Origin of the sequence: Paenibacillus litoralis (assembly GCF_046244365.1) — a bacterium.
In the GTDB taxonomy this organism is placed as follows: Bacteria; Bacillota; Bacilli; order Paenibacillales; family NBRC-103111; genus Paenibacillus_V.
The window spans coordinates 8,386,204-8,401,151 of the sequence record NZ_CP176395.1; the positions used below are offsets into that span (position 1 = coordinate 8,386,204).

The 14,948-nt window shown below is 52.3% G+C and carries 9 protein-coding genes, 12 tRNA genes, 1 rRNA gene and 1 pseudogene; all 23 read right to left on the minus strand.

Features of this window, described 5'->3' with window-relative positions:
• Positions 1 to 21 precede the first annotated feature (21 nt).
• Positions 22 to 105: pseudogene (locus ACKGJP_RS35200) on the minus strand (hypothetical protein); the annotation flags it as partial.
• A 697-nt stretch (positions 106 to 802) separates the two neighbouring features.
• On the minus strand, positions 803 to 1,141 hold the full coding sequence (locus ACKGJP_RS35205) for a helix-turn-helix domain-containing protein (protein WP_409343376.1): 339 nt from the start codon (positions 1,139 to 1,141) through the stop codon (positions 803 to 805).
• A 202-nt stretch (positions 1,142 to 1,343) separates the two neighbouring features.
• Entirely contained in the window at positions 1,344 to 3,173 is a 1,830-nt protein-coding gene (glmS, locus tag ACKGJP_RS35210) for a glutamine--fructose-6-phosphate transaminase (isomerizing) (protein ID WP_409343377.1), read from the minus strand.
• 575 nt (positions 3,174 to 3,748) lie between these two features.
• Positions 3,749 to 5,089, minus strand: a complete 1,341-nt coding sequence (gene glmM / locus ACKGJP_RS35215; protein WP_409343378.1) for a phosphoglucosamine mutase — start codon at positions 5,087 to 5,089, stop codon at positions 3,749 to 3,751.
• A 29-nt stretch (positions 5,090 to 5,118) separates the two neighbouring features.
• A complete protein-coding gene (locus ACKGJP_RS35220) occupies positions 5,119 to 6,534 on the minus strand; it encodes a CdaR family protein (protein ID WP_409343379.1) in 1,416 nt (471 codons plus the stop codon).
• Positions 6,527 to 7,357: a diadenylate cyclase CdaA gene (cdaA, locus tag ACKGJP_RS35225; protein ID WP_409343380.1), complete on the minus strand. Its 831-nt coding sequence runs from the start codon at positions 7,355 to 7,357 to the stop codon at positions 6,527 to 6,529. Before cdaA ends, ACKGJP_RS35220 begins: the two co-directional genes overlap by 8 nt.
• 228 nt (positions 7,358 to 7,585) lie before the next feature.
• Complete coding sequence (locus tag ACKGJP_RS35230; protein WP_409343381.1) at positions 7,586 to 8,191, minus strand: zf-HC2 domain-containing protein; 606 nt, start codon at positions 8,189 to 8,191, stop codon at positions 7,586 to 7,588.
• Positions 8,192 to 8,264: 73 nt separating this feature from the next.
• A complete protein-coding gene (gene sigW, locus ACKGJP_RS35235; protein ID WP_409343382.1) occupies positions 8,265 to 8,846 on the minus strand; it encodes an RNA polymerase sigma factor SigW in 582 nt (193 codons plus the stop codon).
• Positions 8,847 to 8,935: 89 nt separating this feature from the next.
• Positions 8,936 to 9,244 (minus strand): hypothetical protein, encoded by a 309-nt coding sequence (locus ACKGJP_RS35240; RefSeq protein WP_409343383.1) that lies wholly within the window; start codon positions 9,242 to 9,244, stop codon positions 8,936 to 8,938.
• 202 nt (positions 9,245 to 9,446) lie between these two features.
• Positions 9,447 to 12,242: a phosphoenolpyruvate carboxylase gene (gene ppc, locus ACKGJP_RS35245; protein ID WP_409343384.1), complete on the minus strand. Its 2,796-nt coding sequence runs from the start codon at positions 12,240 to 12,242 to the stop codon at positions 9,447 to 9,449.
• Positions 12,243 to 12,436: 194 nt separating this feature from the next.
• A tRNA-Gly gene (locus tag ACKGJP_RS35250) sits at positions 12,437 to 12,510 on the minus strand.
• 9 nt (positions 12,511 to 12,519) lie between these two features.
• Positions 12,520 to 12,596 (minus strand) — tRNA-Pro (locus tag ACKGJP_RS35255).
• An 8-nt stretch (positions 12,597 to 12,604) separates the two neighbouring features.
• Positions 12,605 to 12,681 (minus strand) — tRNA-Arg (locus ACKGJP_RS35260).
• A gap of 41 nt (positions 12,682 to 12,722) precedes the next feature.
• Positions 12,723 to 12,797, minus strand: a tRNA-Gly gene (locus ACKGJP_RS35265).
• 1,283 nt (positions 12,798 to 14,080) lie between these two features.
• Positions 14,081 to 14,163 (minus strand) — tRNA-Leu (locus ACKGJP_RS35270).
• A gap of 7 nt (positions 14,164 to 14,170) precedes the next feature.
• Positions 14,171 to 14,246 (minus strand) — tRNA-Lys (locus tag ACKGJP_RS35275).
• A gap of 6 nt (positions 14,247 to 14,252) precedes the next feature.
• Positions 14,253 to 14,327: transfer RNA gene (locus ACKGJP_RS35280), tRNA-Gln, on the minus strand.
• Positions 14,328 to 14,335: 8 nt separating this feature from the next.
• Positions 14,336 to 14,411 (minus strand) — tRNA-Thr (locus ACKGJP_RS35285).
• A gap of 18 nt (positions 14,412 to 14,429) precedes the next feature.
• Positions 14,430 to 14,505: transfer RNA gene (locus ACKGJP_RS35290), tRNA-Val, on the minus strand.
• Between the two features lie 8 nt (positions 14,506 to 14,513).
• A tRNA-Glu gene (locus tag ACKGJP_RS35295) sits at positions 14,514 to 14,588 on the minus strand.
• Between the two features lie 8 nt (positions 14,589 to 14,596).
• Positions 14,597 to 14,672: transfer RNA gene (locus ACKGJP_RS35300), tRNA-Thr, on the minus strand.
• Positions 14,673 to 14,675: 3 nt separating this feature from the next.
• Positions 14,676 to 14,751 (minus strand) — tRNA-Asn (locus ACKGJP_RS35305).
• A 41-nt stretch (positions 14,752 to 14,792) separates the two neighbouring features.
• Positions 14,793 to 14,909 (minus strand): 5S ribosomal RNA (rrf, locus tag ACKGJP_RS35310).
• Between the last annotated feature and the right edge of the window lie 39 nt (positions 14,910 to 14,948).

Below are 14,948 nucleotides of genomic sequence, written 5' to 3' on the forward strand. Positions count from 1 at the left end.
CGATGGATTCTGGTAAAACACAAATCCGCACGCGCTGCAGACGAGCCTCTTGTTCTCGTTAAGTCGCAGAGAACCCCCGCATTTTGGACAATAGCTGTATCTCATCAGCAATCAACCCCCAATATAAGGAAATCTTTATCTCGATCCGATTGTACATTACTTCTGGCAGGCCCTCCAATACATGTTTGCGAGGAATTTGTTCTCGCTATGCGATCAAGGAAAACGGTAGTCCTACCGGTAGTCGTGGGCTTCGACAGCTTAATATGGAATGCCGGACTCTTTACGTAGAGCGCCTCCTTGTTGATGGGTATGTTCGATCCCGAATATTACAACAATCCCGTCTATGTGATGAGCATATTCGTGGTGCCCTTTGTTTATTCTGCTGCTGAACGCTCTGCCTAAAAGGCAACGCCCTTCGGCCCTGAGCATTGCCGCGTGCTTCTAGGAGGGAGGTTAACTACACTAAACTGCCCGTTAGTTGAGAAACGGCAGGCGGTCGTTCTGGTCGGCTGCCGTCTTGTATTTATTGATCTATTGTACCCGTTAGCCATCCATGCTGCATAAAGCGCAGCACCACAGAGAGCGAAAGTTAATCCGTTCTTTCATAGTAGTTGAATCGCCAGGGTGGCCATCATATTACAAACCTGCCTAACAAAGATTCGTTCATGTCAGCATGATCACCTACTCCACGCAGCTAAAAAAAAGCGTTCATTCAGTAGAGTGATCGCCTAATTACTTCAAAACTTTATTGTTTACTTCAAGACTTCATTTGTTACTTCAAAAGATATTCGTCATCTAATAGTCATTTTTCCATTTTCCTCAACTCGATCTTTAGCTTAATTATCTCTAATACTTCTTTGCGATCAAATTGAGCTAATGATTTATATAATTTAAGCAATAACACTTCCTCTTCTGATAATAAAGAATATCCCAAATTATTTTCAGCATCGGAAACTAAATCATCAATACTACATTTAAATTTCTTTTTTATAGCCATTAATGTATCGAGAGATGGATTGCAATTGCCTTGCTCAATCTCACTTAGATTCCCCTGAGAAATACCTATGTAACTTGAAAACTCTACTTGATTAAGATTATTCAGTTTTCGTAACTTTCGAATATTTGACCCAATGTATTTCAAAAAAACACACTCCTTTTGCAGGCTAATAAATTAGAAAAGTCCCGAAATATCAGTTCTGATATTATCGGGACTTTTCTTGTTGAGGCCATTCGATTACCAACTTTAATGTTCATTTACTAACTTTAATGTTCATTTACCAACTATGTTGTAAACTTACCAACTTTAATGTCACTGGACATATATTTTTGATATATCACCAACCCTACTCCACCGTCACGCTCTTCGCCAAATTCCTCGGCTTATCGACATCATTGCCTCTAGCAAGCGAGGCGTAGTAGGCAAGCAGCTGCAGCGGGACGACCGACAGCGCCGGTGTCAGCAGCGGGAGCGTGCGCGGAATGGAGAACACTTGGTCGACCGCCTTCGCAAGCTCGTGGTCGCCTTCGTTCGCAAGACCAAGCACGTGCGCGCCGCGCGCCTTCACTTCCTTGATATTGCTCACGGTTTTCTCGAACAGCGCATCCTGCGTCGCCAAAGCAATGACCGGAATGCCTTCCTCGATAAGCGCCAGGGTACCGTGCTTCAGCTCTCCGGCTGCATAAGCCTCGGAGTGAATATACGAAATCTCCTTCAGCTTCAGCGAGCCTTCCAATGCGACCGCATAGTCCAAACCGCGTCCAATGAAGAACAAGTCGTCATGACCCGCGATATCCTCGGCGATTTGCTTGATCGCATCCTTTTGCTGCAACATGCTTTCCACCTGCTCCGGCAGCGCCTTAAGCGCGGCGATCGTTTGCGCGATATCGGCCGCTTCCATCGTACCGAGCGTTTGCGCGAGGTGCAAGCCAAGCAGATAAAACGCGATCAGCTGCGATGTGTACGCCTTCGTCGAGGCGACGGCGATTTCCGGCCCCGCCCAGGTGACGATGACATCGTCCGCCTCGCGGGCGACGGAGCTGCCGACCACGTTCGTGATGGCGACAACGCGCGCCCCGCAACGTTTAGCTTCGCGCAGCGCAGCCAGCGTATCGGCCGTTTCGCCGGATTGGCTGACTACGATCGCCAGCGTGTCGCTCGTTATGATCGGGGACCGGTACCTGTACTCCGACGCGACGTCCGTTTCTACCGGGATGCGCGCCAGCTTCTCGATCACCGACTTGCCGATCATGCCCGCATGGAACGCGGTGCCGCAGGCGACGATATGAATGTTGCGAATGCCGCGGATTTGCTCGGCGCTCATGCCGATTTCCTTCAGCTCGACGCGGTCGCCCTCAGCCGAGATCCGACTGCCCATCGTGTCGCGATATGCTTTCGGCTGCTCATGAATTTCCTTGAGCATGAAATGATCGAAGCCGGCCTTCTCCGCCGTCACGATGTCCCAATCGACATGAAACATTTCGCGGGAAATGAAGTTGCCCTCGATCGTCATCAGCTCGACGCCGTCCTGCGTCAGCGCGGCCATTTCGCCGTCGTTCAGAATATAGACGTTGCGCGTATGCTCCAGAATCGCCGGAATATCCGAGCCGATGAAATTCTCTTCTTGCCCCACGCCAATAATAAGCGGGCTGGCCAGCCGGACGGCCACAAGCTTATTCGGCTCATACTCGGTCAACACGCCAAGCGCAAACGCTCCGTTCATCCGCTTGACGGCCTTCTGAACCGCCTTCACAATGTCGCCTTCATACAAACTTGCAATGAGGTGCGAAATGACCTCCGTGTCCGTTTCCGATACGAACTGCACCCCTTGCTCGATCAATTCCTCTTTTAATGCGATATAATTTTCAATAATGCCGTTATGCACGACAGAAAATTTCTGCGAATTATCCGTATGCGGATGCGAATTGACGTCCGACGGCTTGCCGTGCGTCGCCCAGCGCGTATGTCCGATTCCGATCGTTCCGCGCAGCGGAGTGCCGCTAAGCTGCGACTCGAGAACGGCGAGGCGTCCCTTCGCTTTCTTGACCTCGAGTCCGTTTGCCGTGTGCACGGCGATGCCGGCGGAGTCGTACCCGCGATATTCAAGCTTTTTCAGCCCATCGATCAAAATGTCCTGGGAATCCCGTTTACCAACATAGCCAACAATACCACACATTGTGATTACCTCCGATATATTCGTCCGCGACGATTTTCAAGGAATCCAGTCAAGGAATAGACAATAGCAAACCAAAGGCATCTGCATGCCTTTTTTGAAAAAGAACGTCCCTCGTCTATTGCTTCTCCTCCCCTGCATGAGACAAGTCGCATAGGCGCAGCAATCCAACCCTCAATCAGAGTGTTTACTCCCTGAGGCATCGTAAAAGACGCTTCTTCGCTATTGAATTACCTGCTGGTTCATCACATGCTGGGATCTTGTCCGACCGGTCGCCCGGTTTTTTGCCCCCCAACTTACGGCACTGATGGTGTACCGGAAGGCCCCCGCCGAATAAATTCGAACACCTTCACCTCGTCAGCTCAAGCCGTTTCCGTTCCGCTCGAGCTCTGGCGCTTACGTTGCTAAAACCGCTGTCCACCTTTCCATTTTGAGTCATATTCAATCATATTCATTTTAGCTCGAATGCGCAACAGGTTTTTTGCGACAGCTTTTGCGGACAAGCCCCGACTTCGTCTCATGCCAAAATCCCCCGATTTCGACATCGGAGGATTTAGAACCGCAATATGCGAAGCTGCCTAGCTAAGCTCCCGTTCAATAACGTCGGCGATGGAACGTACGCACCGCTCGACCTGATCCTTCTCCGGCCCTTCGGCCATGACGCGGATTAACGACTCCGTTCCCGAAGGTCTCACGAGCACGCGGCCATTGTCGCCTAGCTCTTCTTCCACCAACCGGGTCGCTTCGGCAATCGCCTTATTTTCTTTCCAAGTGCTTTTGTCGGCAACGCGGACATTGACGAGCACCTGAGGAAACTTACGCATCAGCTTGCGCAGTTCGCTCAGTTTCTTACCGGAGCGGATGACCGTATCGACGAGCTGCAGCCCGGACAGAATGCCGTCGCCGGACGTGCTGTAATCGAGGAAAATGATATGGCCGGACTGCTCGCCGCCAAGATTGAAGCCGCCCTTGCGCATTTCTTCCATGACATAACGGTCGCCTACAGCCGTTTGTGCGGTGTTCAGCCCAAGCTCCTTGGCCGCTTTAAAAAAGCCCAGGTTGCTCATCACGGTCGTGACTACGGTGCCGTGGTTGAGTTTGCCTTGCTTATTCATGGCATCTCCGCAGATGGTCAGCACGAAATCGCCGTCCACTTCCTCGCCCGTCTCATCGATTGCAATAAGGCGGTCGGCGTCCCCGTCAAACGACAAGCCTAGGTCGGCCTTATGCTTCAGCACTTCGTCACGCAGCGCTTCCGGATGCGTCGAGCCGCAATGGTCGTTGATGTTGCGTCCGTTCGGCTCTGCGCCGATCGTCACCACTTCGGCGCCGAGCTCGCGGAATACGCGAGGCGCAAGCTCGTATGCAGCGCCATGAGCGCAGTCGAGCACGATTTTCAAACCTGCGAACGGAGTGGCTACCGTCGTTTTCAAAAACTCGGCGTACTGCCATTTCAGCTCCGAATCGTCGACAAGCGCACCAAGATCTCCGCCTACCGGGCGCGGCAGTTCGTCCAACTCGGCATCCAGTAGACGCTCGATTTCGAGTTCCTTGTCATCCAGCAGCTTGAAGCCGTCGCCGCCGAAAAACTTAATTCCATTGTCCTGCACAGGGTTATGCGACGCCGAAATCATAACGCCTGCATCGGCGCCCAGCTTCCGCGTCAAATAAGCGACTGCGGGCGTGGACACGACGCCGAGACGAATAACGTCTGCGCCGATCGAGAGAAGCCCCGCAATCAGCGAAGCCTCCAGCATCGGTCCGGAAATGCGCGTATCCCGTCCGATAACGACCTTCGGCTGCTTGGCCTGACCCGTTAGCACGTAGCCGCCGCAGCGTCCGATTTTATAGGCAAGCTCCGGTGTCAACTCCTGATTAGCGACACCGCGAACGCCGTCTGTTCCAAAATATTTCCCCATTTGATATACTCCCCCGAATATCTCTTATTTTAGTTGGTTTTCTTGCCGTCTCCCCCGGCCGGACTTCCGGACGCCCCCGTGCTGCTGTTCGCAGGCTTCGCCGGCGTCGGCGAAGCCGAGCCCGCATTAGCGGAAGGATTTGGCGTCGGAGACCCGCTCCCCCCTGCCGGAGGGACGGACGGCGTCTCTGTCGACTCGCCCCCCGTTACCGGTTTGGACGGCTGATTCGCCGTAATTTCCACAACCGCCTTCAGCTCCGGCTGCTGTGCAGCCCGCATAATAAATGGCGGCATATTCAAGGTGATCGGCAGCTCCTGCGTACCGGATGCGGCATTCGTCACGTCGACGACCGCCTGAATGTCCTGCGGCTTCAGTTTATCCAGCAGCGCCGGAGCGCCCTCCACGGTAACAGTCAGTTGGCTGCCTTCCGGCGCAATCAGCTTGGCGGTATAGCCCTCGCTTTGTCCGATTAGCGTGACAGGCACCTTCTCCACAACCTTCGTTGCGGACGGCACAACGCTAATTCGTATTTCCGCCTTGGCCGGGTCGACCCGGGTTACGCCCTTTTTGAGCGGCACATCGACCGTCAGCACCTTGTCTTCCTTGAGTCCGTTCAGGTCAATTTGCAGCCCGTCATAGAACTCCATCTTATCCAGTATATCCTGAGGTCCAAAAACGGTGACTTGCTCCGGTTTCGTAATCGACGCCACGCTGAAGCCTGCAGCAGGACGGCCGACGAACTTAACCTGAAGCGGCATCGTTTTGAAAGGACTCGTGATCGGCACTTCCACGTCGACGACCTGAGGGTTGATTACGCCTTCGATCGGCTTGCCGTTCTTGTCGTAAGCGACGAGCTTCACCTGCTTGGTTACCGCTGATGTCGCCTTATCGACGCTGACCTCGCCGCGGGCCGTTTCCACCGCATTGATCTGGCTCTCCGGCACGGTTACCTGCACGCGAGTCGGCTTGATGACCGGCTGTCCCGCTTTATAGCCCTCCGCAGGCGTACCCGTCACATTAATCGTAACCGGAACCTGCTTCTCCTGCTTCTCTTCCAGCTCCGCTCTGACGAAGGACGGCGTCGCTTCGGCCGTTACCGTGCTCGGCACTCCGGTCACTTTAACGGGAAGCGAATGTACGCCGCTCTTCACCTGGGTCAAATCGAGCTCGACGCGGATTTTGGCCGTATCGACCTTGCGTACCGCATCCGATCTGCCGCTTATTACAACGGTTATTTCCGCAGGCTGTATGGAACGCAAAAAATATAGCTCCTGATCATATTTCGCGACGATGCTTACATTGCTGATCGTTTGATTGCGGAGCGCCGACCCGGAGCTGCCGCTCGATGGCGTCTGCACGTCCATGTGGACGACCACCCACAGCAAAATGCCGATAACCAAAGCAATCCCTTTGACGACATTGTTGTTGCGCAGCCATTTATCCATGATGCTTGTCCCCCTTCCCTTTCCAGAAGGTGAACGACGTCTTCTCTTTCACTTTCGGCTTCAGCTCCGAGTGCAGCTTGGAGATCAGCGATTCCTCTTTAATGTCGCGCACGATCATACCGTTGATGGCAAGCGACACTTGCCCGGTTTCTTCCGAGACGACGACGGAGATCGCATCCGACACTTCGCTCATGCCGATAGCGGCGCGGTGACGCGTACCAAGCTCCTTGCTGATAAAAGGGTTCTCGGACAGCGGCAAATAACAGCCGGCCGCCATCAGCCGGTTTTGCCGGATAATGACCGCTCCGTCATGCAGCGGCGTATTCGGTATGAAAATGTTGATCAACAGCTCCGACGTAATTTCCGAGCCTACCGGGATTCCCGATTCGATATATTCGTTCAAGCCGGTTTCCCGCTCGAATACGATCAGCGCGCCGATCCGCCTTTTGGATAGGTTTGCGACGGTTTTCATAATTTCGCCGATCCGCTTGTTCACTTCCTGGTCTTCCTCGGCCGTCGAACGGCTGAACAGCTTACCTCTTCCGAGCTGCTCAAGCGCGCGTCTCAGCTCCGGCTGGAAAATGATAATAAGCGCGATCAGTCCGATGTTGAACATTTGCGTCATCATCCACTGCAGGGTGTTCAAATGGAACGTAATGCTGAGCGCCCATGTCACGACGACGACGAAAATGCCTTTGAGCAGTTGGATCGCCCTCGTGCCGCGCAGCAGCATAAGCAGCTTATAAATTACATAGCTTACAATCAGAACGTCGATGATTTCTTTAATGGAATCTTTAAACGACAGCTCGGTCAAATAGTCCATTCTAAGTCCCCCAGTAAAGCCTGTCTCTTTCTTTCGTATACGTTTCGGGGCTTCCCGCAATGTATGTAGGCCCGCCTCTTCCGTTTTTGGACTAGCGGGTTATTCTTAGTATATGCCTTACCTTAGATCATACCATATTTTAAATAAAAAACCTCCCCTTTCAACGATTCCAAGGGAGGTTTTCAGAAAATGAGCTTGAGGTACTAACCCGTCGGAGTTTGTCTATGGCTATTTCGCCACGAGCGAAACCCATTCGTTCACTTTGTACCATACCCACTCGAGCGTTTGGTCAACCGGCTTGATTTTACCGGCAATGTGAGCGGTCGAAGCCAGATTGTAGGTTCCGTCAATGACGATCAGGTTGCCTTTGACTTCGCCTTCCACTTGGACTTTCCCGCGCTGCACTAACAGATCCCCGTTCACCGAATGACCGGCCGGGACGTATACGGTATCCCCTTTAATGACGACATCCTCCAGATCCGGTCCTTTGACGATCATATCCGTATCCTGGTTCCAGAGCGTCGCGAAGCTGCTCAGCATAACCAGCAAAAATACGGAAGCGACCGAAATAGCCGGATGCCGCTTCACCCAATGCGTCCATATCTTGCGGCGCTTCGGCTGGGGCAGCGAGGATATGATCCGGGCGGTTAACTCGTCGGACGCATAACTGCGCGGCAGCGTCTTAACGAGCGCTTCCGTCTTCTCCAATTGCTGGAACCGCTCCCGGCAAGCGGGACAAGCCAGCAGATGCCGTTTGAGCTCCGTAGCTTTCGATCCTGTAAGATCGCCGTCCAAATAGTCGTGCATCAAGGGGAGCGCTTCTTTGCAATTCATCGGTCAGCTGCTCCTTTCTGCCACCATTCTGATTGTTTATTGATATACCATACGGATGAGTTTCGGATATGTTTCATAAATTTTTGCCGCCGTACTCGTTCTCCAGCTTTTTCCTAAGGAACTCTCTGCCTCGGTGAACCCTCGTTTTGACCGTGGTGACGGGCATATCCAAGACATCCCCGATCTCCTGCAGCGACATATCGTGCAAATACCGGAGAATGACGACGGATTTATATTTTTCCGGCAGCGAATCGATCGCTTTACGGATGTTGTGCTGCGTCTCGGACAAAATGAGCTCGCTCTCCGGCGTCGCTTCATCGCTAGGCAGCAGCGAGTACCAGTCGGAACCTTCGCCGTCCGGCATTTCGGCATCCAGCGAATAATTGGCTTTCCGCTTGCGCAGCCGGTCTATGCATAGGTTCGTAGCAATCCGGTATATCCACGTCGAAAACTTCTGGTTCTCGTCGTAACGCTCCAAGTTCGTATATACGCGCAAAAATGTTTCCTGCACGATGTCTTCCGCCTCATGCGCCTGGCTTAACATCCGGTAAGCCAAATGGTACAGCTTGTCTTTATACATGTCGACCAATTCGGCAAACGCCCTGCGATCGCCGTTTCGCGACAGTTTGGCAAGCCGCGTCTCCACATAGTTCACTGAATCTCCTCCAGCCCAGGTTTCCCCTACCCGACAGCGTGCTATTTTGCTTCCATATCGTCGGTTTTCTCAACTAAACGCCGGCCTCGTCAGCCAAACGCTTTTTCTCTATTGTAAACAAAAAATGTACGTTTGACGAATTTCTTTCCGGCCGCTATGACCTGCTTCGCAAACCCCAGCACCCCAATGCCCGCCGGCTTCAGCCAAGGCCCCTTAAACGGGCTTCTGCGCGCCTGGGGAGTCACCGCCAACATGCACCACAGGAGCACAGATCCCATCGTGATCTGGCTGACGCTAACGTCGAGCTCATTCCAGCCGCCGGCAAGCGCCATTTTGACGAGGGGCGAGATGAGCCCGAATCCGGACGCCCCGATCACGACAAGCGCGATAGCCGCCAAGCGTTACTTGCCCATTCCTCCTGCCCTCCACATGGAAGAAAGAGCCGGACAGCCTCACTAGTAAGGTCGCCGACTCCTGTTCAATCATTCAAATTACGCCGTCAACCGTCCCGTTAAAACTAGTATACGAAGCGGTTGCTCTCGCGTTTCAATTTGTTCCATCCGTCCGTTGTTGCTGCTGCGAATCCTATCCGAAAACGGATCAGCCCGTGTTCCGAAGCCCCGCTGCGATTCCGTTGATCGTCAGCAGCACCTCGCGCAGCAGACCGTTATCGTCTTCTCCGCGTTCTCTAAGCTCACGAAGCTCCGTAAGCAAGCCTACCTGCATGTAACTTAGCGGATCGACGTACGGATTGCGGAGACGAATCGATTCCTGCAGAATCGGCACATTGTCCAAAATATCCTTTTGGCCCGTAATTTCGAGAATCAGATTGGACGTCAACTCGTACTCTTCTTTGATAAGCGTGAAGATACGCGTGGCGACATCCTGGTTTTTGACCATACTGCCATATTCGTTCGCGATCGTCAAATCCGCTTTGGCGAGCGCCATCTGCAGGTTGTCGATCGTCGAGCGGAAAAACGGCCATTTGGCGTACATCTGCTGAAGCTGCTTCATATTGTCCGGATTGTTCTGCAAGAAGCTCTGAAGACCGGTTCCTGCAGCATACCATGCCGGCAGCAAATACCGCGTCTGCGTCCAAGCGAATACCCAAGGAATCGCGCGCAAATCTTCAAAACGGTCGCCATTCTTACGCTTCGACGGACGCGAGCCGATGTTCAGCTCTCCGATTTCAGGCAGCGGCGTCGTTTCTTTAAAGAACCCGTAGAAATCCGGATCGCGGAAAATGAGATCCTGATACTTGTTCTGGGCCTGCTCCGAGATGCCGAGCATGATTTTCTCCCACTTGTCTTCCGAAACGTCGCTCTGCGGGTTCTTGGCCATTGTGGATGCCGTAATCAGCGCCCAAGTCGCCTGTTCCAGACTGCGATAAGCAATCTCCTTGATCGCATAGCGCTGCGACAGAACCTCGCCCTGCTCGGTGATTTTGATGCCGCCGCCGACCGTGTCGGCAGGCTGCGCCAGAATGCTCCGGTTGAGCGGCATTCCGCCGCGTCCGAGCGCTCCGCCGCGCCCGTGGAAAAACTTCAGCTTCACGCCGAATTCGTTAGCCGCCTCCGTGATGCACTTGAGCGCTACACGCAGCTCCCAGTTCGCGGTAAGCACGCCGCCGTCCTTGTTGCTGTCCGAATAGCCGAGCATGATTTCCTGCAGTTCGCTCAGCCCTTTCAAGCTGTCGCGGTATGCGGGGATCGCGAACAAAGTGCGCATAATATCCGGAGCGGCATGCAAGTCGTCGATCGTCTCGAACAACGGAACAGGCTGCAGCGTACAGATCACTTGCCCGCTGCGTTCGCGGCGGTACAAGCCGACTTCCTTGCTGAATACCATCACTTCAAGCAGGTCGCTGGAGTCCTGGGTCATGCTGATCAAATAACTGTTGATACAGCCGCGCCCGAACTCTTCTTGCGCTTTGCGGATCGTCCGGTATACGTTCAAGCATTCTTCGGTCGACTCGGTATACTCCAAATATTGCGAAGTAATCGGACGCGGATCGTTGAGCACGGATGTAAGCAGCGCGGTCTTCTCCTGTTCGGAAAGCTCCGCGTAGTTATCCGAAACGCCCATCTTCTGCAAAATTTCGGTCATCGCATTTTCATGCTCTTTGCTGTGCTGTCTGACGTCCAGAGCGGCCATATGGAAGCCGAACAGCTCGACTTGACGAATCAGCTTACGGACATATTTGTCGCTTATATAGTCCGCGTAATGACCTCTCAGGCTGCGGTCGATGATTTGCAAATCCTCGAGCAGTTCTTTGGAGCTGTTGTAGCGGTCTTGTTTCGCCGGTTGAGGCTGCGGTTGACCGATATTGCGAAGCTTTTCCAGCATGTATTTGATTTTGATGCGGTACGTTTCCCGGTCATTGCGCCAGAGCTCCTCCGGTTTCAATTCGAGCCGTTCGCTATCCCGCTTGATCGAATCGTACAGCTCGCCCGAAACCGCAGCGATGCTGTTGCTGAAGCTGAGGTGAGCCATTAAACCGCGGAGAGCGTCATCGTATTTCCGAAGCGCGAGCGCGCGGTGCATGCCAAGCGTTTCCCAAGTAACTCGGGAAGTAACCGAAGGATTGCCGTCGCGGTCTCCGCCGATCCATGAACCGAAACGAAGGAAAGACGGCACATGCCACGAGGCGTCTGGATAATATTTATTCAAGCAGCGCTCCAGCTCTCCGTATACTTCCGGAAGTACCTCGAACAACGTCTCGTCGAAATAATACATGCCGTTTTTGACTTCGTCGATAACGGTTGGCTTGCGTTCCCGCAGCTCGTCGGTTTGCCACAGCGTCAGCACTTCGCCTAGCAGCGTTTCGCGAAGCTGATCCCTCTCCCGGTTCGTCAGCATCGGATTGTCGAGCTCCAGCACTTCGCGCGCGATACGCTGATGAATGTCGAGCACCGCACGGCGGGTTGCTTCCGTAGGATGCGCCGTCATGACCAGCTCAAGCGAAATTTTTTGCAGGATATCGTTCACTTCGTCGGCTCCGGTCCCTTTCAGGCTGAGCTCCTTCACAACGCTCTCGATCGACCCCGGCTGGATCGATTCGCCTGCCGTTCTCTCGTAGTCGCGTTTACGACGAATCCTATGGTTTTGTTCGGCAATATTGACAAGTTGAAAGAAGATGGCGAATGCGCGAATGACTTTCTTACGCTTATCCGGGGCAAGCGATCCGATCGTACTCTTAAAGCGATCGTATAGCTCCGGCGTAAATTGAGCCCGCATCGACTTGCTCATTTCCCTGATTTGCTCAACGATATCCAGTAATTCAGTACCGCCTTGATGAACCAGCACTTCCCCCAAAATGCTCGTGAGAAAGCGAACGTCGCGGCGCAGCAACTGCTTCGACGAATCGTTCGACAAGGAGCTTCTAGCTTCTGACATAAGTACCTATCCTTTCTGTCTGGTAAGCCTCATCCTGATGATTTAACCATTTTGTCACATTCCTTTATTTTATCACAATTATCGCTTTTGCGTAGCGCATTGCTAAAACTTTTTGGGCAATCATTTTTTTCTAAACAACTTATGAAAACAACAAAAAAAGCCTTCTATGCAGAAGGCTTCGTTATTTGCTCTTATGGAGCGGGTGATGGGAATCGAACCCACGCTACCAGCTTGGAAGGCTGGAGTTCTACCATTGAACTACACCCGCTTAAAAATATGGTCGGGACGACACGATTTGAACATGCGACCCCCTGGTCCCAAACCAGGTGCTCTACCAAGCTGAGCTACGTCCCGAAAATGAATGGCGCGCCCTGAGAGATTCGAACTCCCGACCTTTTGATTCGTAGTCAAACGCTCTATCCAGCTGAGCTAAGGGCGCAATTCATGAAGTTGTAAACTTTGCCGAAGCAAAATTATTTATGGAGCGGACGACGGGAATCGAACCCGCGACCCTCGCCTTGGCAAGGCGATGCTCTACCGCTGAGCCACGTCCGCATGTTGGTGGTGAAGCTTTTCATTGACTCGACGCTGATTTGATGCAGTTGTCATTGCTTCTTTCGAAGTTCGTTTCTTATGCTTGCCTCAGCGGCGACAAGAAATAATATAACAAATATTAAAATGAATTGCAACTGTTTTTCTAAAAAAATTAAAAAAAAATTATAAATGCCAGATTTACAGGCGTTCAGGCCTTGTTCTGCTTGCGATTTTACTAATAAATCACGATTGACTAGGGAGGGGTAATACGAAGTCTAAGTGCTCAATCGACTCTAAAAATCGGGGAAGCACATACCGAGCCCCAGCTAATCTGCGAAACGATCTAAGTACAAGCCTCATTCCTCTGCTCACCGACGGAAGCCTTCGACATCATCCTTCATCCGGATAGCTCGCAAGGAGCGTGTAGAGCCTTAATACCTGCTAACCTGGCTGCTTAGGATCCCTTGCTTAACAGAAGGGCCTTACTCCTATTACCTATGTCGACGTAAAGCGTTATCAGCTTACGTACATTACACACAAAAGAATCAATAGCCTGCAGCTTATTAGGGCAGCAAAAGGCCCATTTACCACATCGAGTGCTAAACAGCAGGGGAAAGCAGCCTCTTAGCGGATGAGAGCGCCTGGAGGGCCGCTATTGCCGCTATGGCGAGCTAAGCAGTCGCCCCTTCCTGGGATCCTCGTTTAGCGTTTTGATCTCTGAAAATGTTTTTACTTCGCAATCGTGTTCCGCGTTCTTCTCTTCACCCATTACCTGAAAATGCATGGACATGTTCTAACGGTTATACATCTTCAACTAACACCACTCACCGGAAAACGATCACATCCCTTCTATAGAAGCTGCCTTTGTTCGTCTGTATTGTGAGCTTGATCAAAGACGACATTCCACCCCGCTTATATTTTAGCTCCCATATAGAGAGCAGTCTCGTACTACGGCGTTATGGAGGGCCTGTAACGGCGCAGAATGCCTCCATAACCACTGTAAGCTCATTCTACCCTTATACAGAGAGTTCTACCGCTGTAATAAGTAAATAGCAGCCTTCGTACGCTACGGTCTCGCCTGTTGTGTACATCAGACAGCCCCTCGACACTCCTTCAAACTTTCACTATTCCGTACATGACAAAATCCACCACCCAAGAGCTTACGTCTCCAGTTGAATGGCGGTTGGCATATAAGATATAGCGTTAATCCATGGAAAAGTATTATCGACAAAAGGATTAAGTATTGAAACCAAACAAAAAAGCCTTCAATCCGCATTTGCTTCATGAAGGCTTACGTTTATGTATGGTGCGCGTAGAGGGACTTGAACCCCCACGGTCGCCCGCCAGATCCTAAGTCTGGTGCGTCTGCCAATTCCGCCATACGCGCATAAAACTGGTGAGGCATGTAGGACTCGAACCTACGACACCCTGATTAAAAGTCAGGTGCTCTACCAACTGAGCTAATGCCTCATAAAATGGCTGAGGATCCAGGATTTGAACCTGGGCATGACGGAGTCAAAGTCCGTTGCCTTACCGCTTGGCTAATCCCCAATAGAACATGGTGCCGTCGAGAGGACTTGAACCCCCAACCTACTGATTACAAGTCAGTTGCTCTACCAGTTGAGCTACAACGGCTCGTACCTATTTAAATTATGGTGGGCGCTGACGGGATCGAACCGCCGACCCTCTGCTTGTAAGGCAGATGCTCTCCCAGCTGAGCTAAGCGCCCTTAAAAAATGGTGACCCGTAGGGGATTCGAACCCCTGTTACCTCCGTGAAAGGGAGGTGTCTTAACCCCTTGACCAACGGGCCGGAATTGCTGGAGCTTCCAACCGGAATCGAACCGGTGACCTCATCCTTACCATGGATGCACTCTACCTACTGAGCTATGGAAGCATATGGCTCCCCGAACAGGACTCGAACCTGTGACAACTCGATTAACAGTCGAGTGCTCTACCAACTGAGCTATCAGGGAATATTGTCGCAATAGCAAGAGCCAGTCCTACTATTGCGTTTGCTTGGCAACGTCCTACTCTCCCAGATCCCTGCGGATCAAGTACAATCGGCGCTGGAGGGCTTAACGGTCGTGTTCGGGATGGGTACGCGTGGTTCCCCTCCGCCATCGTCACCAAACATGTTGCCCATATACAGGGGGTTTACTCCCTGAAAACT